The sequence below is a fragment of the Ciceribacter ferrooxidans genome (assembly GCF_004137355.1).
Classification (GTDB): domain Bacteria; phylum Pseudomonadota; class Alphaproteobacteria; order Rhizobiales; family Rhizobiaceae; genus Allorhizobium; species Allorhizobium ferrooxidans.
Genome location: NZ_SDVB01000191.1, coordinates 232,864 through 257,565, shown reverse-complemented (window position 1 = coordinate 257,565; position 24,702 = coordinate 232,864). Strand labels below are relative to the sequence as shown.

Below are 24,702 nucleotides of genomic sequence, written 5' to 3'. Positions count from 1 at the left end.
GGTAAAGCGATGGGCTCAGACCGTGGATCCGCGAACAAAGGAGGCTTTGTGATGCCATCAAAATGAACCATTGACAAAAAACCTGATGTGAGAGGAATCCACCGCTTGGCTATAGCTGTATCCCCACTGTCATCGCTTGTCGGTGCGAACCCGTCATTGCATTTTCCGGAATAAATATTTACTAAAACAATGTTGAAGCCTGCACTTCGATGCCGGGTGGCTACCCGAAAGGAACTGAAAGACAGAATGGTAACGATCAAGGAAATCGCCAAGGCCGTGGGCGTATCCTCCGCGACCGTGTCGCGGGTGCTGAATTACGACCCTGCCCTGTCGATCTCCCCCGCCAAGCGGCAGGCGATCATCGAAACGGCCGAGGCGCTGAACTACGAGACGCCGCGCAACCGCAACAAGGCGACGACCCAGACCGCGCCCAGCCTGCTCACCAAGCTCGTCATCGTGCATTTCCTGGAGCCTTCCGACGAGATCGCCGATCCTTACTACATCGGCGTGCGCCTCGGCATCGAGACGCGCTGCCGCGACCTCCGGACCGAGATCGTGAAGGTCTTCCACTCGGACGCCCTGCCCGAGGCTGGATTGCTCTCGGGCGCTTCCGGCATCATCGTCATCGGCAAGCATTCAGACCATGAGATCGCCTGGCTGAGGCAGCACGCACGCCACCTCGTCTTTGCCGATTTCGACCCGAAGGACGATGCGCTCGACAGTGTCTTCTCCGACGTGGAACTGGCGACGATGAAGATCCTCGACGGCCTGAAAGCCACAGGATACCACCGCATCGGCTTCATCGGCAGCCACGAAAAGCTCAACGACAGCGTACAGCGCTTCGCCGAAAAGCGCTGCGCCGCCTATATCGACTGGCAGAGACGAAACGGCACCTTCGAGCCCGACCTGCTCGCGCTCGCCGACTGTTCCACAGGACAGAGCCTGCGGCTCGAAACGGGCTATCGCCTCGCCCACGAACTCCTGGCGCTCTCCGAGCGACCGGACGTCATCGTGACATCGAACGACAACATGGCGATCGGCGCCTACCGGGCACTCCAGGAGGCCGGGCTTTCGATTCCGAACGACATTGCGGTCGTCTCGTTCAACGACATTCCGGTCGCCCAGTTCCTGACGCCGCCGCTCACCACCGTTCGCATCCATAGCGAACACATCGGCGAGACGGCGGTCGACCTGCTGCTCGAGCGCCTCTCCGGGCGCAGTTACGGCAAGCAGGTACGCATAGCGACCGAACTGATCTGGCGCGCGAGCTGCCGCAAGCCCCAGTAAATCCGGGCGATTTTCGCAATTCGCGACCGCAATAAATATTTACTAAATTTTACTTGCGCGCACCTCCGATTTCGGTAAATCTTGCGCTGACGGCAAAGAGGGAACCTGCCGCATCGGTTTCTTGGGAGGAAACAATGAACAACAGGACGATTCTGTCTCGCTTTGCGGCCGGCGCGCTTGCCGGCGCGAGCCTTCTCGCATCCACCGCAGCCTTCGCCGGCGAAATCACCATCTGGTGCTGGGATCCGAACTTCAACGTCGCGATTATGAAGGAAGCGGGCGCCCGCTATACGGCAAAGCACCCCGAGACCACTTTCAATGTGGTCGATTTCGCCAAGGCGGACGTGGAACAGAAGCTCCAGACGGCGCTCTCCTCCGGCACCACCGACGCGCTGCCGGACATCGTCCTGATCGAGGATTACGGTGCACAGAAATACCTGCAATCCTTCCCCGGCGCCTTCGCCGCCCTTTCGGACAAGATCGACTACTCCGGCTTCGCCCCCTACAAGGTCCAGCTGATGACGCTCGACGGCTCCGTCTACGGTGTGCCCTTCGATTCCGGCGTCACCGGGCTCTACTACCGCAAGGACTATCTCGAACAGGCCGGCTTCAAGCCGGAGGACATGCAGGATCTCACCTGGGACCGCTATATCGAGATCGGCAAGGCGGTCGAGGAAAAGACCGGCAAGAAGATGCTCGGCCTCGACGTCAATGACGCGGGCTTCGTTCGCATCCTCATGCAGTCGGCCGGCAGCTGGTATTTCGACAAGGACGGAAATCTCTCAATCGAAGGCAATGCCGCGCTGAAGGCTGCGCTCGAAACCGAACAGAAGATCCTGCAGGCCAATCTCCACAAGCCCGCCGCCGGCTGGACGGAGTGGGTCTCGACCTTCACTTCCGGCGATGTCGCGACCGTCACCACCGGCGTCTGGATCACCGGCACGGTCAAGGCGCAAGCCGACCAGGCGGGCAAGTGGGGCGTCGCTCCCATTCCGAAGCTCAATGTCGAGAGTGCCTCGAATGCCTCCAACCTCGGCGGTTCCAGCTGGTATGTGATCGACAGCTCGGCCGAAAAGGACGAGGCGATCGACTTCCTCAACGAGGTCTACGCCAAGGATGTCGATTTCTACCAGAAAATCCTGACCGAGCGCGGCGCCGTCGGTTCACTGCTTGCAGCTCGTACGGGCCCGGCTTACGGCGAAGCCGATGCCTTCTTCGGCGGCGAAAAGGTCTGGCAGAACTTTTCCGACTGGCTGGCGAAGGTTCCTTCCGTCAACTACGGCATCTTCACCAACGAGGTGGATACGGCCGTGACGGTCCACCTTCCCGATCTCGCCAAGGGCGCCAATGTGGACGAGGTCCTGAAGGCTATCCAGAGCCAGGCCGAGGGCCAGATCCAGTAGTTCCTCCCCCGGCGGGCGGCGGAAACCGCCCCACCTTCCGGAGCGTCCTTTCCTCGTGAGGGGACGTTCCGGCCCTTGTCTTCGGCGATGAAGGTATTCCCATGGCTGCCGGAAAAGCAGGCGGATTGAAACGCTATCACGATCTGAACGGCTGGCTGTTCATCGCCCCTTCGATCCTGCTCATCTCGATCTTCCTCGTCTATCCGATCCTGCGCTCGCTCTATCTGTCCTTCTTCTCCGGCAAGGGCATGATGATGAAGTTTGCCGGCTTCGGAAACGTGGTCCGGCTTTCCAACGACCCCGTCTTTCTCCAGGCACTCACCAATACCGTCACCTTCTTCGTGGTGCAGGTGCCGATCATGATCGTGCTGGCGCTGCTGCTCGCCGCCGTGCTCAACAACGACCGGCTGAAGTTCATCGGCTTCTTCCGCACCGCGATCTTCCTGCCCTGCGTCGCCTCGCTGGTCGCCTATTCCGTTCTGTTCAAGAGTATGTTTTCCGTCGACGGGGTTGTAAACCAGGCATTGCTGGCCCTTCACCTGACCGACGCACCGATCGGCTGGCTCACCGAGCCCTTCTGGGCAAAGGTGCTGGTGATCCTCGCCATCACATGGCGCTGGACGGGCTACAACATGATCTTCTATCTCGCGGCGCTACAGAACATCGACAGGTCGATCTACGAGGCCGCGCGGATCGACGGCGTGCCGGCCTGGGCGCGCTTCCTCTACATCACCGTGCCTATGCTGAAGCCGGTGATCCTCTTCACGACGATCATCTCGACGATCGGCACCATCCAGCTCTTCGACGAGGTCTACAACCTGACCGAAGGGCGCGGCAGCCCGGCAAATGCCACGCTGACGCTCTCGCTTTACATCTACAATCTCACCTTCCGCTTCATGCCGAGCTTCGGCTACGCGGCGACGATCTCCTATGTCATCGTCATCATGGTGGCGCTCTTCTCCTTCCTGCAGTTCTATGCCGCGAAGGACCGCTCATGAACACCTCGCGCCTCACTGCAGCCATGCTGCAATACGTCTTTCTCGGCGTCGCCGCCTTTCTCTCGCTCTTCCCGTTCTTCTGGATGATGATCAGCGCGACCAACACGTCGATCGACATCATCAGCGGCAAGACGAGTTTCGGTGGCGCGTTCGGGACGAACGTCGCGAACTTCTTCACACTGGTCGACGTGCCGCTGGTCTTCTGGAACTCGACCAAGGTGGCCGTCCTCGCCACGCTTTCCACCATCATCGTCTCGTCGCTGGCGGGCTACGGCTTCGAGATGTTCAAGTCCAAGGCACGCGACAGGATCTATTCACTCGTGCTCTTGACGCTGATGGTGCCCTTTGCAGCACTGATGATCCCGCTCTTCATGATGATGGCGAAAACCGGCCTCATCAACACGCATATCGCGATCGTGCTGCCGACGGTCGCCTCCGCCTTCATCATCTTCTATTTCCGGCAGTCGACGAAGGCGTTTCCGACGGAGCTGCGCGATGCGGCAAAGGTGGACGGCCTCAAGGAATGGCAGATCTTCCTCTACATCTACGTGCCGGTGATGCGCTCCACCTATGCGGCGGCCCTCGTCATCGTCTTCATGACGAACTGGAACAGCTATCTCTGGCCGCTCATCGTGCTGCAGTCGAACGAAACCAAGACGATCACCCTCGTCGTTTCCTCGCTCGCCTCCGCCTATTACCCCGACTACGGCGTGGTCATGATCGGCACGATCCTCGCCACCCTTCCCACCCTGATCATCTTCTTCCTCATGCAGCGCCAGTTCGTGCAGGGCATGTTGGGCTCAGTGAAATAGGAATATCGGTCCATGCGCATCATCGAGAATTTCAACGGCAACTGGCTCTTTCGCCACGGCTTCGAGCCGGCGCGCGTCTCCGCCCTGCAGGAGGGAGAGATCGTCCGCCTGCCGCACAACGCCGTCGAACTGCCCTATAACTACTTCGATGAAACGGAATACCAGAAGCCGTTCACGTATCAGAAGATCCTCGCCTGGCGACCGGAATTCGAGGGCCGCGAGATCTCGCTCGTCTTAGACGCCGCCATGGCCGACAGCGTCGTCTATCTGAACGGGCGCGAGATCGTCGCCCACAAGGACGGCTACACGCCGTTCGAGGCGCGGCTCACGCCCCATCTCGTGCCCGGCGACAACCTGATCACCGTCAAGGTCGACGGCTCTGAGAACCCGGAAATCCCGCCCTTCGGCGGCCAGATCGACTATCTCTGCTATGCCGGCATCTATCGCGATGTCTGGCTGAAGGTCGCAAGTCCCGTCTCGATCGGCAACGTCAAGATCGAGACGCCCGATGCGCTCGCGGACAGGAAGACCGTCACCGCACGCATCTTCCTCGCCAACCCGGAAAATCGACCCTTCTCCGCCAATATTGCCGCGACCATCGCCGACAGCAGCGGAACCGAGATCGCGGCTGCGTCTGTGGCACTGGACGGCAAAGAAGCACTCCTCACCTTCTCCGATCTCGGCGGCATTACGCTCTGGGACATCGATAATCCGACGCTCTACACACTGTCCCTGACGCTCGAGACCGAGCACGGCAAGGACACGTTCACACAGCGCTTCGGCTTCCGGACCGCCCGCTTCACACCGGACGGTTTCCTGCTGAACGGCAAGCCGCTCAAGCTGCGCGGGCTCAATCGTCACCAGTCCTGGCCACACACGGGCTACGCCATGGGCCGGCGCGCCCAGGAGAAGGACGCCGACATCCTGAAACATGAACTCGCCTGCAACATCGTGCGCACTTCGCACTATCCCCAGTCGAAGTGGTTCCTCGATCGCTGTGACGAGATCGGCCTCCTCGTCTTCGAGGAAATCCCCGGCTGGCAGCATATCGGCGGCAAGGCCTGGCAGCAGGAATCAATCGAGAATGTTCGTCGCATGATCGAGCGGGACTGGAACCACCCGTCGATCATCATCTGGGGCGTGCGCATCAACGAGAGCCAGGACAATCACGACTTCTACGCAGAGACGAACCGGCTCGCCCGCGAACTCGACCCGACGCGCCAGACCGGCGGCGTGCGCTTCATCACAAATTCGGAGCTGCTCGAAGACGTCTACACGATGAACGACTTCATCCTCGGCAACGAGGAACTGCCCGGCAACAACCGCGGGCGTGTCGTCCTGCGGGACAGGGTGGAGACGACCGGCATCACCCGGCCGATCCCCTACATGATCACCGAATATAACGGCCACATGTACCCGACCAAGCGCTTCGACCAGGAGCAGCGCCAGGCCGAGCACGTGACCCGCCACCTTCTGGTGCTCAACGCAGCCGCGGGCGACGGCAATATCTCCGGCTCCACCGGCTGGTGCATGTTCGACTACAATACCCACAAGGATTTCGGCTCGGGCGACCGCATCTGCTATCACGGCGTCCTCGACATGTACCGTATCCCGAAACTGGCGGCCTATGCCTATGCGAGCCAGGGCGATCCAGAAAAGAACGTCGTGCTACAGCCGGTCACCTTCTGGGCACGCGGGGAGCGCAATATCGGCGGCGTGCTGCCGCTGATCATCCTCACCAATTGCGACTATGTCGACGTCAAGTTCGGCGAATGGCCGGCAAAGCGGATCTATCCCGACCGGGAGACCTATCCGCATCTTCCGCACCCGCCGGTCGTCCTCGACCTGCGGACCGTCACGCAGGAGGAATTCGGCTCCTGGGGCCGCGTTTGGCGCGAGGGAACGATCACCGGCTATCTCGACGACAAGGTGGTCAAGACGCTGGTCCTGCCGGCCGATCCGGTTCCCGCAACCCTGGACGTCAAGGCGGACGACACGGCGCTGCGCGCCGGTGAGAAGGATGCGGTGCGCGTCGTGGTTCGGGCCCTTGATCAGTGCGGCAACCTGCTGCCCTACTTCGAGGAGCCGGTCTCGCTTGCCCTTTCGGGCCCCGGCCGTATCATCGGACCGACGGACCATACGTTGAAAGGCGGCGCCACCGGGTTCTGGGTGGAGGCCGGCGACGAACGGGGCAGCATCGAACTTGTCGTCGCGAGCCGCCGCTTTGCAGCTCAATCCGTCACCTTCACCGTCAGTTGAGATCCCGCCATGGCCGATGTTCGCCTCACCGACATACGCAAGCGCTTCGGCGCGCTGGAGATCATCAAGGGCATTGACCTGACCATCGGCGCGGGCGAGTTCGTCGTCTTCGTCGGTCCGTCGGGCTGCGGCAAGTCGACATTGCTGCGCATGATCGCAGGGCTCGAGGACATCACCTCCGGCGAACTGACGATCGGCGGCACCGTGATGAACGACGTCGATCCGTCGAAGCGCGGCATCGCCATGGTCTTCCAGTCCTACGCGCTCTACCCGCACATGACGGTACGCGAGAACATGGGCTTTGCCCTGAAATTCGCCGGCATGGACCGCCAGGAGATCGACCGGCGCGTCGACGATGCGGCGCGCATTCTCGAGCTCGGCCCCCTGATGGACCGGAAACCGAAGGCGCTTTCCGGCGGCCAGCGCCAGCGCGTCGCGATCGGCCGCGCCATCGTCCGTCACCCGGACGTCTTCCTCTTCGACGAACCGCTCTCCAACCTTGATGCCGAACTGCGTGTGCACATGCGCGTCGAGATCGCCAAGCTGCACAAGGCACTGAAGTCGACCATCGTCTATGTCACCCACGACCAGGTGGAGGCGATGACGCTCGCAGACAAGATCGTCGTCCTGCGGGCCGGCGTCGTCGAACAGGTGGGTGCGCCGCTCGAACTCTATGACGACCCGGCCAATACCTTCGTCGCCGGCTTCATCGGCTCCCCACGGATGAACTTTCTCAGCGGGCGGATTGCCGCCGTCGGGGACGGCCATGTGGCGGTTGCGCTTTCAAGCCGGCCCGATGTCCGGTTCGACCTCCCCGTCCGCGCGAGCGGGGTTTCCGTCGGCGACGAGGTGAGCCTCGGCATCCGGCCGGAGCATTTCCTGCCCGCCGGCGAAGGCGACGCCGATCTGACGATCGACGTCGACGTGGTCGAGCATCTCGGAAATACGAGCTACATCTATGCCGATCTCTCGGCCGACGAGCGCATCATCGTCGAGCAGGAAGGGTTTCGGTTCGCGCCCGATTGCAGCAGGCTGAACGTAGGTCTCGACCTCGGCAAATGCTTCCTCTTCGACGCGGCCGGGGTGCGAATTCGGTAAATCTCACGTTCGGCTCTGGACCGCCGAAGCCGGGGTCCTTGGGCGACGTGTTGCCCGGCCCTTGCGCCGTCGTGCGGCCCATATCCCGCCGCTCGCGCAAGAAACTGCGGCAACCGCAAACCAGCGGCTGCCGCATTGTCTTTACTCAGCGGCTTCCAGTTCGCTTTCGTCGGTGGCAAGCGACTCGCGGATCTGATCGATCTTTCCGACTTCAGGACCCACGCCGAGGATGGATTTCGCCTCCTCCAGCGTCGCATCCGTGACAACCCCGTCCTTGGTAAAGCTGGCAAGCGCTTCGCGCAGTGCCTCATCACTCAGTTCGGGATCGGTCGGAATTGCCTCAACGCCATTGGCCGCCTCGAACTCGGCGTATGCCAGTGCATAGGCGGCAACCGCCGTCATGCGCGGATCGCTCGAGTTGAGGTAGGCGTGATAGTTGCGGTTGAGCGAGCGCAGCCCGGGCGTTTTCGCCACGTCGCTGGCGACGGACACCTTGGAGGTGCGCTGCGCCTTCAGCGAGGATTTACCGTGTTCGCCCGAGTGCGCGGACGAGGATTTCCCGCTTCCGCCGCCATGGCCCCCGCCATTGCCGCCACCATTGCCACCTCCGTTTCCGCCGCCGTTACCGCCTCCATTGCCGTCCTTTGCAAAGGCAATGGTCGCAAAGCCCGTCATGCCGGCAGCCGCAGGGGCCACTGCCAGGCCGAGTGCAAGAACACTCCGGACGATCGTGTTGTTGATAGCCATTGGGTATCTCCTCGAGTTCATCACATAGTTCGGTCCCCCTTGAGGAGGCGCGAACTACTCCGGAAAGACTAATCGCCGACATGCCGGCGCGGTACCGTCCCCCGTCCAATACCACCTCGGCTCGGACCTAAGTCCGGGGGCTTACCCGATCAAAGGTCCGGAAGCGCCGATATGAGGGGGCGGAAAGGAGGGAGAGGTCTTGCCAGTCGCAGCCGCCTCCCCTAACCTCGAACGACCATCTTGCCGCATTTTTCGGCAATCGACTCGAGCACCCAGTGCGCATCAGCAAACTCATCTCCCGTTGGAATTCCCAGTCGCTTGCCATGCAGTTTCTCAGCATGGGCGGCGCTGTTTCGGTATGCGCCATGGCGCTGATCGGGGCTTTTGTTTCGAACCGGGTCGAGGATACCGTCACCAGCAATGCGGCCGCGGCGACGGCACTTTATGTCGACAGCGTGATCGCGCCGCTCCTTCCGGACATGCAGCGCAATGAAGTGCTCGACGATACGACGACACGCGCCCTGGATGAGACGCTCGGGCAAGGCGCACTCGGCGATCGCCTTCTTCTTTTCCGTCTCTGGCGGTCGGATGGAACGGTCTTGTATGCAAATGACGGAGCCATTACCGGAACCAGGCACGCCCCCGGCGATTTGCTGAAGACAGCCTTTTCCGGCCAGATGGTCGCGCGGTTCGTCGCCACCGGTGAAGGAGATGACCAGAGCGGGGCGGCGCTGCCTATCCTGAAGATCTATAATCCCGTCCTGCAGCCGTGGTCGGGGCAGGTCGTGGCCGTCTCCGAATTCCACGAAGCGGCAGGCGAATTCCAGCAGGGCCTTCTCCGGACGAGGTTGCACACCTGGCTCGCCGTAGCCGCCTTTACCTTTGTCTTCTTCGTTCTTTTGTCGGCGATCGTTCTTCGCGGAAGCAGGACGATCGAGCGCCAGCGTCATGACTTGAAGCAACGTGTCGAGGAGCTTTCCCATTCGCTGTCGCAGAACGAAGCCTTGAGGGAGCGCGTGCAACGCGCAACGCAACGCGCAACGACGCTCAACGAAGGGTACCTTCGCCGCATAGGGGCAGATCTGCATGACGGTCCTGCCCAGCTTCTGGCCTATGCCGCCCTGCGTCTCGACGGTGAGGCGCTGCGAAGATCGACCGGGTCAGATGAGACGAGCAGGAATGAAATCGTCGCGATCAAAGCCAGCCTTGATGAGGCCATGCAGGAAATCCGCACGATTTGCAGCGGCCTCGTGCTGCCGCAGATCGAAGGGGCAAGCCTCCCCGATATACTGCAGGAAGCCGTCCGCGCCCACCGGATGCGGACCGGAACGTCGGTGGCGCTGTCGGTTTCTGCGCCACCTGAGCACCTTTCGCCAGCCGCCAAGATCTGCCTCTATCGCTTCGTGCAGGAGGGGTTGAACAACGCCTACCGCCACGCCGGCGGCATCGGGCAGGCCGTTTCCCAGCGCACCGAGGGCGGGCTCCTCATCGTCGAAGTTGCCGATCGAGGCTCCGGTTTCGACGTGAACTATGTCCGGTCGACCAGTCTCGGACTTGCGGGCTTGCGCGAACGGGTCGAAAGTCTCGGCGGAACATTCGAAATCACCTCGTCTAAGGCCGGCACCGTCCTGCGCATGACGACGAGTATCGGGGAAACGAAGTAGCCATGGACACGAGGATACGGGTCGCGGTCGTGGACGACCATCCATTGTTCCGGGAGGGAGTGACGCGAAGCCTGTCGGAGATCGACGGGTTCGAGATCGTCGCCGAAGGGAGTTCCGGCGCGGATGCGGTCCGCATCGCCGGGACCCTGCAGCCGGACGTCCTGTTGATGGACATATCCATGCCGGGCGGCGGCCTTGACGCGATCCCGGCCGTTCTGGACGTCGCGCCCTCGCAGAGGATCGTCATGCTCACCGTTTCAGAGACGAGCGAAGATGTCACGACGGCGCTTACCCGCGGCGCGGTGGGTTACGTCCTGAAGGGCGTGGGAGCACTCACGCTTGCCGACGCTATCCGCACGGTCGCAGCCGGAGATGGCTATGTTGCCCCGACGCTGTCAGCCCGGCTGATTTCCGCCCGCACCGAGATGCCGAGCAAGTCCGCGCTCATCGCGAGCCTGACGCCGCGGGAAATGGAGGTTCTTGAATTGGTCGCTGTCGGCATGAGCAACAAGCATGTGGCCATCGAACTCGATCTGCAGGAAAAGACCGTCAAACACCACATGACACAAATCCTGACCAAGCTCGGTGTCACCAACCGCACCGAAGCGGCAATGGCGCTGCGTGACGCGCGCCAGACCTGACAGACTATTGGAGGAGCGCTTCGATCCGGCGTCTATCCGAGGTGGTTGCCAGCCGGTTCACGATCGTTCGGCCACGTGCGTCCTTCATGATGTATCGCCCGTTCACAACCGCTTCCGTTATGCCGCGCTTGTGACGAAAGCCGATGGCGGGAAGCGTGGGATCGACCTCGTCTGCCCCTTGCGCCTGTCCCGTTGTCGCTTCGGAACGATCGGCCTTATCGGAGGATCGGGATTCGCTTCCGTGTCCATTGCCTCCGCCGTTTCCACCTCCGTTTCCTCCACCGTTGCCACCGCCATTACCGCCACCATTTCCGCCCCCGTTCTTGGCGCTCGCCTCGGCCGGCGCCAGGGCAATGCCGGAGGAGGAAAAATCAAGGGTAACGGGCGCCGTGACCGCGGCAAAAATGACTGCCAGTCGGAGGAAAGCAACAACGGACATTCGGCGCATGATAAGGCGGCTATCCTTCAACGGGAGGTGTTCAGGGTTCGACATCCGTCCGGTCCTGGCTTCTCGAGGCTTGGCTGTCATTTTTACACGAGTGACCATTCCATGTCTTCCCGAATGCCAGTCGTAGGACGTTTCCTCGCCGTCGTCCGGACCTAGGTCCCGGCCATCCCGGGACCTAGGTCCGGTCCAAACTGACAGTGGGCCTCGACTTCGGCAAATGCGTCCTCTTCGACGCGGCCGGGGTGCGCATTCGACAGCGAGGCAATGCCGCTCGACATGTCTGTGCCGAGCGCTTCTGCACCTTCCCGCATGGCCGCTCGATCGAAGCCGCGGGTGCCACGGGCGAAACCGGTCGACCGTTCAGGTCGCTATTTCGCTGTCACGGTGCCCTTCATCGAGGGGTGGATCATGCACCTGAAATCATGTTTGCCGGCCGTGGTAATCTTCACGGTCGCAGCCCTGCCTGCGGCAAGCCTTCCCGTGTCGAACGAACCGTCCAGTGCGGTGGCTGTATGGCGGATGGAATCGGCATTGGCAAAGGTAACGGTGTCACCGACCGCGACTTGAAGCCTCGCCGGACTGAATTTCATCCCTTTGATTTGGACCGTGTGACCGGCAGCATAGGCCGGCAGCGCAAGGACAAGCATGGCAAACGTAAGAGCGATACGCATTTGATTGTTCCTCCTCGTCCAGGGAGGTAGCGATATCCCGTCGCCCGGTTCATTCTTCGACAAGGTGTCTTTGGCGACGGCACAAGGCCGTTCCTTGGTGCGCAGCAGGATACCATTCAATCGTCCTGACCGGTAGGATCGGCATCACACGATCAACGAACGCTGTGCTGGAGCCCGTCTCGCCCCTTGTTTCTGGAAAGCTCGAGCGGCCCATAAAATGGGCCGCTCGAGCATTGTCACCGACTACGCGCCTCGTCAGCTCGCCTTCGCCTGCCGGACCGGCGATTGCGTCCAGCCGGGCAACCAATCCCGGTGCGCGAGAAGGAGATCGTCGACGAGCGACCATATCTGGTCGAGGTCGAGTTCGGCGGCGGTGTGCGGGTCCATCATCGCGGCATGGAAGATGTGCTCGCGGCGCTCCGTCATCAGGGCGGCGACCGTCAGCTCCTGGACATTGATGTTGGTGCGCATCAGTGCCGTCAGCTGCGGCGGCAGCGCCCCGACGGACGTCGGCTGGATACCGCCGCGGTCAACGAGACACGGCACCTCCACCGCGCAATTGGCCGGCAGCGAGGAGATACAGCCATTGTTGCGCAGATTGCCGTAGATGACCGAAGGCTCGCCGGTCCAGACCGAGTTGATGATCGAGGAAGCATATTCCTTCGACGGGGTGACCTCGATCGTTTCGGCCGACCGGTAGGCTTCCGCCTGCCCTTTCCAACGCTCGATCTGCTCGATGCAGCGCTTCGGATATTCGTCGAGCGGAATACCGAACTTTTCGATCAGGTCCTCGCGCCCCTCCTTGATGAAATAGGGCGTATATTCGGCGAAATGCTCCGAACTCTCGGTGACGAAATAGCCGAGCCGCGTCAGCATCTCGTAACGCACCTTGTTCGGGCAGCGCGGGTTCCAGCCGGGTTTCGGCGCCCGTCCCTCGCGATAGGCGCGCACCAGCTCCGGATAAAGGTTTCGATAGCTGCCGTCCGCCTGGCGGTGCTCGAATTCCAGGAAGAACGCCATATGGTTGATGCCGGCCGAGCGGTAACGGATCTCCTCGTAAGGAATGTCCAGGTCGTGGGCGAGCTCCATCGCCGTGCCCTGAACCGAATGGCAGAGCCCCACCTGGCGGATCGCAGGGTATTTCTCCGCGATCGCCCAGGTATTGATCGCCATCGGGTTCACATATTGCAGCATGATGGCGTCAGGGCAGACCGCAAGCATGTCCTCGCAGATCTTCCAGAGATGCGGCACAGTCCTCAGGCCCCGCATAATCCCACCGACGCCCAGCGTATCGGCGATCGTCTGGCGGAGCCCGTACTTCTTCGGCACTTCGAAATCCGTGACGGTGCAAGGCTCGTAGCCGCCGATCTGGAAGGCGACGACGACGAAATCGGCGCCGGCGAGCGCCCTGCGCTGGTCGCTGTAGGTCTCCGCCTTGGCTTTCACCCCCAACGTGGCGATGAGTTTGTTGACGACGAGCGCGCTCTCTTCGAGCCGTTGCGGATCGATATCCATAAGCGCGATCGCCGCGCCGGAAAGCGCCGGGCGCTGCAGCACGTCGCCGATGATGTTCTTCATGAACACCGTCGAGCCCGCACCGATGAATGTGATCCTGGGATGTCCTGCCATGTCTTACCTCCGGCAATGGAAAATCATGCGATATCGAAGGCAGCCCTGACGAGCCGCCGCGTGTATTCTGTTTTCGGGTTCGAGAGCACCGCGTCGACCGGTCCCTCCTCCACGATCCGCCCGTGCTGCATGACGATGACGCGGTGGCAGAGTGCGCGCACCACCTTCAGGTCATGCGAGATGAACAGGTAGCTGAGGCCCTGCTCCGCCTGGAGTTTCCGCAACAGCTCGATGATCTGCGCCTGTACCGAGAGATCGAGTGCCGACGTCGGTTCGTCGAGCAGGATGAATTCGGGCTCGAGCGCCACCGCCCTCGCGATCGCGATGCGCTGGCGTTGCCCGCCGGAGAACTCGTGCGGGAACCGCGACAGGATGTCCGTCGGCATGCCGGCGGCCTCAAGCGCATCCTTGACCCTGTCGAGGCGTTCGGCGCGCGTCTTCCCAAGCCCGTTGACGACCAGTCCTTCCTCGATGATCTGGCCTATCGTCATGCGCGGATTGAGCGAGGCGAAGGGGTCCTGGAACACGATCTGCATGCGTGCCCTGAGTGGCCGCATGTCCGCGCGGGAGCGGCCGTCGACACGCTCTCCGTCAAAGCGGATTTCACCGGCGCTCGGCTCGTTCAGCCGTATGAGCGACTGCCCGAAGGTCGTCTTGCCGGAACCGGATTCACCGACAATGCCGAGTGTTTCGTGCCGGCGGAGCGTCAGGCCGAGACCGTCGACGGCAACCAGTTCCCTGAGATCGGGCCTGAAGATGCCGCCGTGGCGCATCATGAAGCTGACGCGCACGTCGCTCGCCGTCAGCAGCGGCTCGGCATTTGCCGGCAGCGGCGCGGCGCCCCCTTGCGGTTCGGAGGCGAGCAGCCGCCGCGTATAGGGATGGCGGGGCACCTCGAACAGGCGCTTCGTGGTGTTGTGCTCGCGCATCTCGCCATGCTGCATCACGTAGACATAGTCGGAGAACTTGCGGACGATGGTGAGATCGTGGGTGATCAGTACTACCGCCATGCCGCGTTCCTGCTGGAGCGCGCGGATGAGATTGAGGATCTGGGCCTGGACAGTGACATCGAGCGCCGTCGTCGGCTCGTCGGCGATCAGCACGTCCGGATCATTGGAAAGCGCCATGGCGATCATGACGCGCTGTCGCTGCCCACCGGAAAGCTGGTGCGGATACTGCTTCAGCCGCGCTTCCGGCTCGGGGATCTGCACCTGTTTCAGGAGTTCGAGCGCGCGCGCTTCCGCCTGCCTGCGGCTCACCTTCGCGTGCACACGGATTGCTTCTACAATCTGGCTGCCGATGGTGTGGAGCGGATTGAGAGAGCTCATCGGCTCCTGGAAGATCATGGATATCCGGTCGCCGCGGAGCGCCCGGCGGGCACGCGGCGAGAACGTCAGGATATCGGTGCCGTTGAAGGCAACCTTTGCCGCCGCCGACACCACGGCGCGCCTGGAAAGGAGACCCATCACGGTGCGGGCGGTGACCGATTTGCCCGACCCGGACTCGCCGACGATCGCCACGGTCTCTCCGCGGTAGAGCTGGAAGGAAATGTCCTTCACCGCCTCGACCGTCCCATGCTCGACCCTGAAAGTCACGCCGATATTGCGCGCATCGATGATCGGGGCGTCAGCCCGCTCGGCGCTGTCGAAGCGCATTGCCGGTGCGTAGTTCTCGGTTGCCGCAAGTGCCATGAGCAATCCTCCTTCAGTACGGATCGACGGCGTCGCGCAAGCCGTCGCCGAGCGCGTTGAAGGCGAAAACCGTCACGAGCACGAAGCCGACTGGCGCGAGGATCCACGGATAAGAGCCGATGACCGAATACGTCGCGGTGTCCTGCAGCATCAGGCCCCAGGAAATCAGCGGCGGCTTGACGGCAAAGCCGAGGAAGCCGAGGAAGGATTCCAGGAGCACCACGCTCGGAATGTGGAGCGTGACCGCCACGATCACATGGCTCATTACGTTCGGAAGAATATGCTGGAAGATGATCCGGCGATCCGTCGCGCCGACCGCTATCGCGGCGCGCACGTAGTCGATGCGGGCGAGCGCCAGCGTCTTGCCGCGAACCTCCCGCGACATCTGTGCCCAGCCGAGCGCCGACATGACGACCACCACGAAGGTGAGGAAGACATGGGTCGGTGCCGTGACCGGAATGAGCGAGGTGAGTGCGAGATAGAGCGGCAATTGCGGGAAAGCGAGCACGATCTCCACGAAGCGCTGGATCCAGGCGTCCGCGACCCCGCCGAAATAGCCTGACGCCAGCCCGACAGTGGTGCCGACCACGGTCACGATCAGCACGACGCTGAGCGCGATGGCGAGCGAAACGCGCGAGCCGTGGATCGCCCTCGAGAGCACGTCGCGGCCGAACTTGTCGGTCCCGAGGAAATGCACCGGCTCACCATCGATCGAACCGAAGAAGTGCCGGTCCGTCGGTACGAGGCCGAGGAGCCGGTATTCGCTTCCCCTGACGAAGAAGCCGAGATAGCGCGGGTTGTCGTAATCTGGCCCTACGATGGGCTGGAAGGTGACGGGGTCCAGTTCCTCGGTCTCCGCGTTCGCGTAAACCCGCGGAGAGATGCTGAGCCGCCCGTCCTTGTCCCGGAAGCTGACGGTCTGGGGCGGCGAGAAGCTGGCATCCGTCGCCATCGGGTTCATCGGCGAGAAGAATTCGGCAAACAACGCCGTGACCACCAGCAACGCAACCAGCCCAAGCCCTATGATGCCGGTCAGCGAGCGCCTGAAGCGGCGCCAGACCAGAGCCGAATAGCTCTCGTTGCCGCTTGCTCTGGTGACCGTCTCCTCGGCGACCGGATCGGGCCGGATTTCCTCGAGTGCCGCCATCTCACGCCCTCCCGAGTTCGCGGACGCGGGGGTCGAGCAGCGCCAGCAGCATGTCGGCGATGATGTTGCCGACGATCAATGTCGCTGCGAGCACCATCATGAAGGTCGCGGTGACGTAGACGTCGCCGACTGCCATCGAGCCGACGATCGCCGGCCCCACCGTCGGCAGCGAGAAGATGATCGCCGTCTCGATTTCGCCCGTGAGCATATAGGGCAGAACGACGCCCTGGTACATTACCAGCGGATGGAGCGCATTCGGAACGGCATGCCGCAGGATGACGGTGCCTTCCGAAAGCCCCTTGGCCCGCGCCGTCTCGATATACTGCGCATTCAGCGTGTCGAGGAGATTGCCGCGCATGACACGCATATTGTAGGCGAGCCCGCCAAACACGGCGATTGCGACCACCGGCCATACATGGCTGACGAGATCGGCGAACTTTGCCCAGGACCAGGGTGCGCCGCCATATTGCGGAGAAAAGAAGCTGCCGATTTCCGAGACGTCATAGTGGAACACCATCAGGTAGACGAGCACCAGCGCCATCAGGAAGCGCGGGATCGTCATGCCGAGGAAGGAGACCGTCGAAAGGAGATTGTCGACCCAGGAATACTGCCGCGTCGCGGCCCAGATCCCGAAACTGATGCCGAAGAGCGAAGCAAGGATATGGCAGACGAGCGCCAGCGCCAGCGTTCGCGGCAGTCTTTCGCCGACGACCTCGGCGACGGGTTTGTTATAGTAGAAACTGTAGCCGAAATCGCCGCGGGCCACGATGCCCGAGATCCAGTTGACGTACTGGACGGCCATCGGCTTGTCGAGGCCGTGTTCCACCCGGTAGGCCTGGGCCTGCGCCTCCGCCTGCTCGTAGGATGCACCCCCCTGGTTCATCAGCTGCGAGCGGATGTAATCGGCATAATCGCCGGGCGGCGCCTGGATGATCGCAAAGGTCACGACGCTCAGGATCAGGAGCACCGGCACCGCCGAACCGATCCGCGTCAGAAGAAATCTCAGCATCTACACTCTCTCCATTGCGACGGCGACCCTCCGGCTCGACCCCTCGTCCTGCCCGGCCGCGCTCCACGCGCGGCCGGTGGGGCTTCAGGGAGGAAAGTCAGTTCATCGGGCCACCGTCGCCCGGTTTGCCCGGCAACTGCTCCGGGTAGAGCTCGTACTTGCCCTGACGGTCGGCCGCCACCCACATGCGCTCGCGCATGATGGAGTCTTCGGCCCAGTTGAACATGTAGATCGGCGTGCCGGCGGGGACGTTCGAGAACCGCTTGTTGATGATGAGCGCGCCGGGATATTCCGTCAGCCCGATCGTGTAGAGGTTCTCGGTATAGACCTTCTGGTATTTCTTCATCAGCTCTGCCCGCTCGGCATTGTCCTGCGAGGTGATGAAGCGATTGACCAGCTCGGCCATCTCCGCCTCGAACGGCATGATGTCGACGTCCTTGCCCTCGGGTGCACGATGGTTCCAGCTGGTGCGCGGCCCTACGGGTGCCAGCTGCTCGGTGTTCTGCACCACTGAGGAAAGCTCGGTCGTGTTACGACGCACCGCCCAGTCGAAGCGGCCGGAATAGTGGGCCGCATCACGCTGGTTGGAATCGAGCGCGTTGATCACGACGCGAATGCCGAGCTTTGCCATCTGTCCGACGAGACCCTCCGCGAGGCTCTTGTCCGTCGTATAGCCGTTGTTGACCAGAACCACGATCTCGACGTTCGCGCCGCCGGCGGTGCCGGCCGGGAAATTGACGATGCCGTCAGAGTCGGTGTCGACGAGGCCGATCTTCTCGAGCGCTGCCTTCGCCGCCTCGAGGTCGTAGGGATAGTAGACCGTGGAATTGCGGTCGTAAAAGCTCGTCCCGGACGATAGTCCGCCCGGATAGATCGCCGTGAACGGCCCCTTCACAAGACTGTCGCCGATCGCCTTGCGGTCGAGCGCAGACGTCACGGCCTTGCGGAACTCGGGATTACGATTGAGCTCCCGGACAGCCTGCTCGCGCTCGTCGGGATTGCCCCAGCCGTTCGCCGAGAAGTTCATGAGGAGATTATAGCCGATCAGGCGCGGTCCGAAGGCGAGACGGGCTGGTGCGTCGGGCTCCGCAGCCCGCTTCAGCGCCGCCACGAAGTTTTCCGGCTGTTCGAGATTGGAGATATCTCCCGAGCCGGCGACCGCCTGCACGTCACGATCGGCCCAGGTCGAGAGCTTGTAATGCACCTCATCGAGATACGGCAGCTGCTGGCCCTTCTCGTCCACTTTCCAGTAATAGGGATTGCGGCGCATCACGATGATGTCGTCCGGGCGATACTCGACCGGCACCCAGGCCCCCATGACCGGCATGTTCATGTATTCCGGCGGGAAGGCATTCTTGAACTGGTCGTAGCTGTTGTCGGAGTATTTCGGGTGCTTGGGCTTCAGCACATGCGCCGGGCCGGGGCAAAAACTCGGATAGGCCATTGTATAAAGATACTGCCTCGGGAAGGCCTCCTTGAAGGTCCACTCGACGGTATAGTCGTCGATCTTGACGAGTGTCGTGCCCCCGCCGAAGGCCTCCGGAGAGGCCCCGCCGCCGAGGGGAGAAACGTTCGGATCGAGGACCGCATCCTCCCAATAGAACATCACGTCATCTGCCGTGAACGGATGACCGTCCGACCATTTCGCACCCTTGACCAGATGCATGGTCAGCTTGTGTCCGTCCTTCGACCACTCCCAGCTCTTTGCAAGGTTCGGCAGCGGTTCGGTGTCCTCGGCATTGACCTGGAAGAGCGGTGCGGTGCGCGTCAGGCATTCGGAAAGCCCGATGTCGATGCCGCCCCATCCCTGGCTCTGCCCCGCCATATAATTCCAGCCTTCCGGCCGGCCGCCAATCACGTGCCTGAGCGTATCGCCGTAGACGCCGATCCCGTCGGGCATGTTGGCCGCCTTGTAGACCAGCGGCTCCTCCGGCAGGCGGTCTTTCAACGGCGGCAGCTTGCCAGCCTTCTCGAACTTTTCAGAGACCCAGTCCGGCTCAGAATAGCCGGGTAACGCCTTGAACTCGAGGATCGAATCTCGCGCCACATAGGTGACCTTGGCTTCCGCTGGGAAAGCCGGCGGCTCCGGTGGTGTTGTGGCCTCGAAGGCATGCGCCGCCAGCGCGATCATCGATACGCCGACGCTCAGCAGAGCAATTCTCCCGAACTTCTTTCGATAGTGCATCGTCCCGTTCCTCCCTCTGTGGCAGATGCGTCAAACACCTGACTGGCTCACTGGGGCGAAGGCGCCGACTCCCTCTCGTCGCCCTGTCTTTCTCGCCTCAGCCTGCTCTCTTCATTGCAGCCTTTTCCGCCCGGATCTCGTCGAGCGAGCGAACCTCACGCCGTGCCGCCCCCATCCAATCCCGCGTCTTCACCTTTGCGTTCGCCAGCCGCTCCTGCGCCGCCGGAACTGCATGAGCGTATTGCGGCAGCCAGCGCGCCCCGGCGACGACCATCTCGTCGACCATCTGCCAGACCTCCTCCGGAGTCGCGACCGCACCGACCAGCGGATCATGCAGCACGGCGAGCTTCAGGAGATCGATATCGCCCGAGATCGCCGCATGGACCGCCATCCGCTGGACGTTGATCGAGGCCATGCAGGTGGCCGCGCAGGCCTCCGGCAATGTGATCCCCGAAACCATGTTGATGCCGAAGCGGTCGACGAAACCGGGCGACTCGATGATGGCATCCGCCGGCAGGTTTGTGATGACACCGTTGTTCTTGACGTTGAAGTGCCCGCGATAGACCCGTCCGGTCTCCAGCGCCTCCAGGATATGGCTGGCATGCTCGTTCGAGCGCCTCGTCCGGTCGATCGGCTTGCCGGCCGACTCCAGGAACTGCGGGAAGTCCGTCTCAAACCAGTTGCGGGTTTCGATCGAATACCGGAGGTAACCGCCGGTCTCGCCATGGATCCAGTCGGACATGTCGATCCACCGGGCGATCTCATCCGGGCGCTTGCGATACCACGGCAGGTATTCCGAAAGATGGCCGTTGCTCTCGGTGGAGTAGACACCGAAGCGCTTCAGCACATCGATGCGAAGCTTCTCCTGCTGCGAATAGACGGGGTGCGCCTCAAAGGCTGCCACCAGTTCATCCTTGCCGATCTTGCGGCCGTTCAGCCGCAGGTCGACGAACCAGGTCTGGTGGTTGATGCCGGAACAGACATAATCAAGTTCGCGGACCGACTGTGCGCCGAGCACTTCGGCGATCTGCTCGGCGCCGTGCTGCACGCCGTGGCAAAGCCCGACGGTATCGACCTTGCCGTACTCGATCGCCGCCCAGGTGTTCATGGCCATCGGGTTTGCGTAGTTCAGGAACTTCGCGCCCGGCGCCGCCACTTCGCGGATGTCCTTGCAGAAATCGAGAATGACCGGAATGTTGCGCTGGCCGTAAAGAATGCCGCCGGCACAGATGGTGTCTCCGACGCATTGGTCGATCCCGTATTTGAGCGGGATCGCGATGTCGTCGGCATAGGCTTCCAGCCCGCCGACGCGCACGCAGCTGATGACGTAGCGCGCGCCGTCGAGCGCCCGGCGCCGGTCGGTGGTCGCCGTCACCCGCGCCGGCAGCCGGTTTGCCTCGATCATTCTTTGCAGAATGTCCCGGATCATGCCGAGATTACGTTCGCTGATGTCGGTCAGGGCGAATTCCACGTCGTGGAACTCGGGAACGCAAAGGATGTCGGTTGCAAGCTTCTTGGTGAAGCCGATGCTGCCGGCACCGATGATAGCGATTTTGAAACCCATTCGTCAGACCCTTCTTGCGGAGTTGGCACCACAACCGACGACGACAATTGGAGGATGGAAATTCGTTGGCGACATGCCGAACACCGGCCAGAAAACCGGCCGTTTTCGCGCTGTCCCTCTGAGGAAACACGCTCTCCGACTTCTCCCGTGACAGCGATTATGCGTATATTCCCGGGCGGAGCCAGAGAAGGATTGTGCTATCATGGGTAATTTTGTGCTGCAGAATCTTCTCGATTTCGGGCCGGCAAGCCGCACCGTGTCGCTGCCCAGGGGGCGCCAGAGCCTGCACACAATGCCGACCAGCAGCGGTTACGAGATCCGCCTCGGGGGAGATTATGACTGGGACGGACGCAAGCGCGGCCTCGCCCCCTTCACCGTCCTGCAACACACCATCGGCGGACGGGGAAACCTGCGTTACGAGAACCGGACGATGCAGGTCCGGCCGGGCGAGACGCTGCTCCTGCTCATTCCGCACAATCACCGCTACTGGCTGGAAAGGAACGAGACCTGGGAGTTCTTCTGGATCTCCATGAACGGCGAGGAGGCACTGCGCATCCATCGCTCGATCCTTGCGATGACCGGTCCCGTCCTGCGGCTGAAGGCGGGGACGATCGACCAGCTGGCCCATTGCTGCCACAGGCTGGTGACCGGCGCGGAAACGCCCGGGGCGGCGTCCGCGATCGCCTATGAGGCTGCGATGGCGCTCTATGATGACGTCTTCGGCTCCCATCCGACCTTCGCCCAGGAATACCGCGCCCTGCAACATGTCCTCAGCCACATCGAGAGCCACCTCGACCAGCGTCTCGCGGTCGGCGATCTCGCGGCCGTCGCTGGCCTGAGCCGCGCGCATTTCTCGCGCATTTTCACTGCCAGCGAGGGCCTGCCGCCGGCAGAGTTCGTCCTGCAGAAACGGCTTCGGCGCGCGGCAAAGCTGCTGACGAAGACGGCGGAGATGCCGATCAAGGAGGTCTCCGCCCTCTGCGGTTTCGACGACCCGAACTACTTCTCAAAGGTCTTCCGCCGCCTCTACGGCACCAGCCCGAGCGATTTCAGAACCAGCGGAATGTATGCGAGCGTCGCAAGTCCGACAGCGCGGAAGGGGCGGCAAGCCGCCGCGGCCGGCTAATCAGGCTGTCCGATCGGGGCGCCGACGCCCATCGCGCCCTGTTCACACTCGTCGCACCAACGTCGCCGATATCACTGCGGTCACGCCATATCGAAATCACAGGGAGACGTGCGCATCTTCCGCCAGCTCGCCGTCGCTCTCGCCCGGCACGAGCGTCATCGGCCAGAGCAGGCGTGCCGGACGATCGGCATAGGGCTCAGCATAGGCTGGCATTGTGGCGAGCAGCGTCTCGGCAAGCGCTATGCCGAGATCGCGCAGTGAGAGCGTAAAGGCCGTCAGCCGCGGCGACAGGAAATGCGAATGCGGGCTCTGACGACCGATCACGGCGATGTCACGCCCCGGCACCAGCCCGGCCTCGTTGAGCCCGCGATAAAGACCGGTCGAGCTCACCTCATTGACGAGAAGGATCGCCGTCGGGCGCTCCTTGCAGGCCAGCAGATCACGGGCGATCTGGTAGCCCCCCGCCTCGTTCGGCGTCGAACGGAAGATGTGTTCCTCGGCGAGTGCAAGCCCATGACGCGCAAGGACCTCCCGGCAGCGGTCGACGAAGACATAACCGAGGTTCGCGTCGTCATGGGGCCGGCTGACGGCAATGCGGCGATGCCCCTTTGCGACCAGCCGCTCCACTGCCGTCTCCGCCATGCCTTCGAAGTCGAGATCGATCCACGGCTGCCCGACATCAGTCAGGCTTCGTCCGAGCGTGATGAAGGGGATCTTGCGTTTGGCGAGCAGCTCGAACCGGGCATCGTGGCGCCGCGTGGCCGAGAGGATGATGCCGTCAGCAAAACCGCGCGCCACGACCCTTTTCAGATAGTCGTGCGGATTCTCCTCGGAGGAACACAGCAGCGCGACGAGATCGAGACCGTGACGGGCAAAGACCGTCTGCACGCCGTCAAATACACTCATGAAGAAGGTATCGCCCTGGCCCGTGATTTCCGGCCCGGTCTGCATCATGAAGCCGATGATCCCGGTCGATCCCTTGCGCAGCGCCCTGCCCGACTGGTTGGCAACGTAACCCAGCGCCTCGGCCGCATCGAGCACGCGTCGCCGGGTCTCTTCAGCGACATCCGGCTTGCCGTTGAGGGCGCGGGAAACCGTGCCGATCGAAATGCCGAGTTGCTCGGCAAGCTGGCGTATTCCCTTCATTTTTCCGGATCCTCCCCCCGTCGACCCGAAGGCCGCACCGTTGCCCTATTGACATAAAACAATTCCCGCGCATAGTATCGTAAACGTTTACGGAAGCCAATCGAGGAGTTTCCGGCTTTCGAACTCGGGAGGAAACCTGTGACGTACAAGGCCGTCTTGTGCGGGTGTGGAAGTATGGCCAAAGGCTGGCTGAGAGCGCTTCGCGACACCCCCAACCTGAGCGACAGCGTGACGGTCGTGGGTCTCGTCGACATCGACCGTGCGGCCGCCGAGGCACTCGCCTACGAGTCCGGTCTGGCCAACGTCGCGATCGACACCGATCTCGAGACCATGCTTCGCCGCACCTCCCCTGACCTCCTCTTCGACATCGTCATCCCGTCCGCCCGGCGCGCCGTCGTCGCCGCCGGCCTCGCCCATGGCTGCCATGTGCTGAGCGAGAAACCCATGGCGGCCTCGATCGAGGAGGCCCGTGAACTGCGCGAACGTGCCGATCGGGCCGGTCGGCTCCACGCCGTCGTGCAGAACCGGCGCTTCATCGCCGGCGTGCGCCGCATTCGCCGGTTGATCGAGGAGAACCTGCTCGGCCGTTTGACCGGCCTTCATTGCGATTTCTTCCTCGGGCCCCATTTCGGCGGATTTCGCGAGGAGATGGACCACGTCCTCCTCCTCGACATGGCGATCCACACCTTCGATGCCGCGCGCTTCATGTCCGGCAAGGATCCGCTCGCCGTCTATTGCCACGAATACAATCCGCCCGGCTCCTGGTATCGCCATGGCGCTGCGGCAGACGCCATCTTCGAGTTTTCCGACGAGGTCGTCTTCACCTATCGCGGTTCCTGGTGCGCGGAGGGCGGGCCGACGAGTTGGGAGAGTGCATGGCGGATCGTCGGCACGAAAGGCACGCTTCTCTGGGACGGCGCCGACACGTTCGAGGCGAAGGTCGTCGCCGGAACGGACGGCTTCCTCCGCCCCCTCGAACCGGTGATCGTGCCCGCACCCGCGAACGAGGCGGACACCCACGGCCATGCGAGCGTGATTGAGAGTTTCGTCTCGGCGGTCCGCGGCGGCAGCCGTCCCGAGACCGACGGCAGCGACAACATCAAGAGCCTCGCCATGGTCTTCGGCGCAATTGACAGCGCCCGCGACCGGCGACGCGTCACAATCGCAGCATAGGGAA

General features: G+C 62.5%; 20 protein-coding genes. 10 read left to right on the top strand and 10 right to left on the bottom strand.

Annotated elements, in window-relative coordinates; genetic code table 11:
- Positions 1–246 precede the first annotated feature (246 nt).
- The 6 genes from EUU22_RS09220 to EUU22_RS09195 all read left to right on the top strand — a co-directional run bounded on the left by EUU22_RS09220 (position 247) and on the right by EUU22_RS09195 (position 7,857).
- Positions 247–1,287: a LacI family DNA-binding transcriptional regulator gene (locus EUU22_RS09220; RefSeq protein WP_129331727.1), complete on the top strand. Its 1,041-nt coding sequence runs from the start codon at positions 247–249 to the stop codon at positions 1,285–1,287.
- 134 nt (positions 1,288–1,421) lie between these two features.
- A complete protein-coding gene (locus EUU22_RS09215; protein WP_129331726.1) occupies positions 1,422–2,690 on the top strand; it encodes an extracellular solute-binding protein in 1,269 nt (422 codons plus the stop codon).
- A gap of 101 nt (positions 2,691–2,791) precedes the next feature.
- The gene (locus EUU22_RS09210; RefSeq protein ID WP_129331725.1) at positions 2,792–3,688 is read left to right on the top strand and encodes a carbohydrate ABC transporter permease; all 897 of its coding nucleotides are present in this window, start codon (positions 2,792–2,794) and stop codon (positions 3,686–3,688) included.
- A complete protein-coding gene (locus tag EUU22_RS09205; RefSeq protein WP_129331724.1) occupies positions 3,685–4,500 on the top strand; it encodes a carbohydrate ABC transporter permease in 816 nt (271 codons plus the stop codon). Before EUU22_RS09210 ends, EUU22_RS09205 begins: the two co-directional genes overlap by 4 nt.
- Positions 4,501–4,512: 12 nt before the next feature.
- Positions 4,513–6,759 (top strand): glycoside hydrolase family 2 protein, encoded by a 2,247-nt coding sequence (locus EUU22_RS09200; RefSeq protein ID WP_129331723.1) that lies wholly within the window; start codon positions 4,513–4,515, stop codon positions 6,757–6,759.
- 9 nt (positions 6,760–6,768) lie between these two features.
- Positions 6,769–7,857, top strand: coding sequence for an ABC transporter ATP-binding protein (locus EUU22_RS09195; protein ID WP_129331722.1), 1,089 nt, complete (start codon positions 6,769–6,771; stop codon positions 7,855–7,857).
- Between the two features lie 141 nt (positions 7,858–7,998).
- Here the strand turns inward: EUU22_RS09195 and EUU22_RS25240 are convergent, their stop codons facing one another.
- A complete protein-coding gene (locus tag EUU22_RS25240) occupies positions 7,999–8,604 on the bottom strand; it encodes a hypothetical protein (protein ID WP_165351114.1) in 606 nt (201 codons plus the stop codon).
- A 323-nt stretch (positions 8,605–8,927) separates the two neighbouring features.
- On the opposite strand from EUU22_RS25240, the gene EUU22_RS09180 reads away from it, so the two are divergent.
- Together EUU22_RS09180 and EUU22_RS09175 are read left to right on the top strand one after the other, a co-directional pair.
- On the top strand, positions 8,928–10,268 hold the full coding sequence (locus EUU22_RS09180; RefSeq protein ID WP_129331740.1) for a sensor histidine kinase: 1,341 nt from the start codon (positions 8,928–8,930) through the stop codon (positions 10,266–10,268).
- 2 nt (positions 10,269–10,270) lie between these two features.
- Positions 10,271–10,909 (top strand): response regulator, encoded by a 639-nt coding sequence (locus tag EUU22_RS09175; RefSeq protein ID WP_129331719.1) that lies wholly within the window; start codon positions 10,271–10,273, stop codon positions 10,907–10,909.
- A gap of 4 nt (positions 10,910–10,913) precedes the next feature.
- Here the strand turns inward: EUU22_RS09175 and EUU22_RS25575 are convergent, their stop codons facing one another.
- The 8 genes from EUU22_RS25575 to EUU22_RS09135 form a co-directional block, all read right to left on the bottom strand.
- Positions 10,914–11,402 (bottom strand): hypothetical protein, encoded by a 489-nt coding sequence (locus EUU22_RS25575; RefSeq protein ID WP_245484943.1) that lies wholly within the window; start codon positions 11,400–11,402, stop codon positions 10,914–10,916.
- A 323-nt stretch (positions 11,403–11,725) separates the two neighbouring features.
- A complete protein-coding gene (locus EUU22_RS09165) occupies positions 11,726–12,028 on the bottom strand; it encodes a cupredoxin domain-containing protein (RefSeq protein WP_129331717.1) in 303 nt (100 codons plus the stop codon).
- Positions 12,029–12,283: 255 nt separating this feature from the next.
- A complete protein-coding gene (locus EUU22_RS09160) occupies positions 12,284–13,657 on the bottom strand; it encodes an alpha-glucosidase/alpha-galactosidase (RefSeq protein WP_129331716.1) in 1,374 nt (457 codons plus the stop codon).
- Positions 13,658–13,680: 23 nt separating this feature from the next.
- Complete coding sequence (locus tag EUU22_RS09155) at positions 13,681–15,348, bottom strand: ABC transporter ATP-binding protein (RefSeq protein WP_129331715.1); 1,668 nt, start codon at positions 15,346–15,348, stop codon at positions 13,681–13,683.
- Between the two features lie 13 nt (positions 15,349–15,361).
- Positions 15,362–16,495 carry an ABC transporter permease gene (locus tag EUU22_RS09150; protein WP_129331714.1) on the bottom strand — a complete coding sequence of 378 codons (1,134 nt, stop codon included), beginning with the start codon at positions 16,493–16,495 and terminating at the stop codon, positions 15,362–15,364.
- 1 nt (position 16,496) lies between these two features.
- Positions 16,497–17,504 carry an ABC transporter permease gene (locus EUU22_RS09145; RefSeq protein WP_129331713.1) on the bottom strand — a complete coding sequence of 336 codons (1,008 nt, stop codon included), beginning with the start codon at positions 17,502–17,504 and terminating at the stop codon, positions 16,497–16,499.
- 97 nt (positions 17,505–17,601) lie between these two features.
- A complete protein-coding gene (locus EUU22_RS09140; RefSeq protein WP_129331712.1) occupies positions 17,602–19,689 on the bottom strand; it encodes an ABC transporter substrate-binding protein in 2,088 nt (695 codons plus the stop codon).
- A 97-nt stretch (positions 19,690–19,786) separates the two neighbouring features.
- A complete protein-coding gene (locus EUU22_RS09135) occupies positions 19,787–21,253 on the bottom strand; it encodes an alpha-glucosidase/alpha-galactosidase (RefSeq protein ID WP_129331711.1) in 1,467 nt (488 codons plus the stop codon).
- Between the two features lie 202 nt (positions 21,254–21,455).
- On the opposite strand from EUU22_RS09135, the gene EUU22_RS09130 reads away from it, so the two are divergent.
- Positions 21,456–22,379 (top strand): AraC family transcriptional regulator, encoded by a 924-nt coding sequence (locus EUU22_RS09130; protein ID WP_129331710.1) that lies wholly within the window; start codon positions 21,456–21,458, stop codon positions 22,377–22,379.
- 96 nt (positions 22,380–22,475) lie between these two features.
- On the opposite strand, the gene EUU22_RS09125 is transcribed toward EUU22_RS09130, so the two are convergent.
- Entirely contained in the window at positions 22,476–23,525 is a 1,050-nt protein-coding gene (locus EUU22_RS09125; protein WP_129331709.1) for a LacI family DNA-binding transcriptional regulator, read from the bottom strand.
- A gap of 138 nt (positions 23,526–23,663) precedes the next feature.
- On the opposite strand from EUU22_RS09125, the gene EUU22_RS09120 reads away from it, so the two are divergent.
- The gene (locus tag EUU22_RS09120; RefSeq protein ID WP_129331708.1) at positions 23,664–24,698 is read left to right on the top strand and encodes a Gfo/Idh/MocA family protein; all 1,035 of its coding nucleotides are present in this window, start codon (positions 23,664–23,666) and stop codon (positions 24,696–24,698) included.
- Positions 24,699–24,702 lie beyond the last annotated feature (4 nt).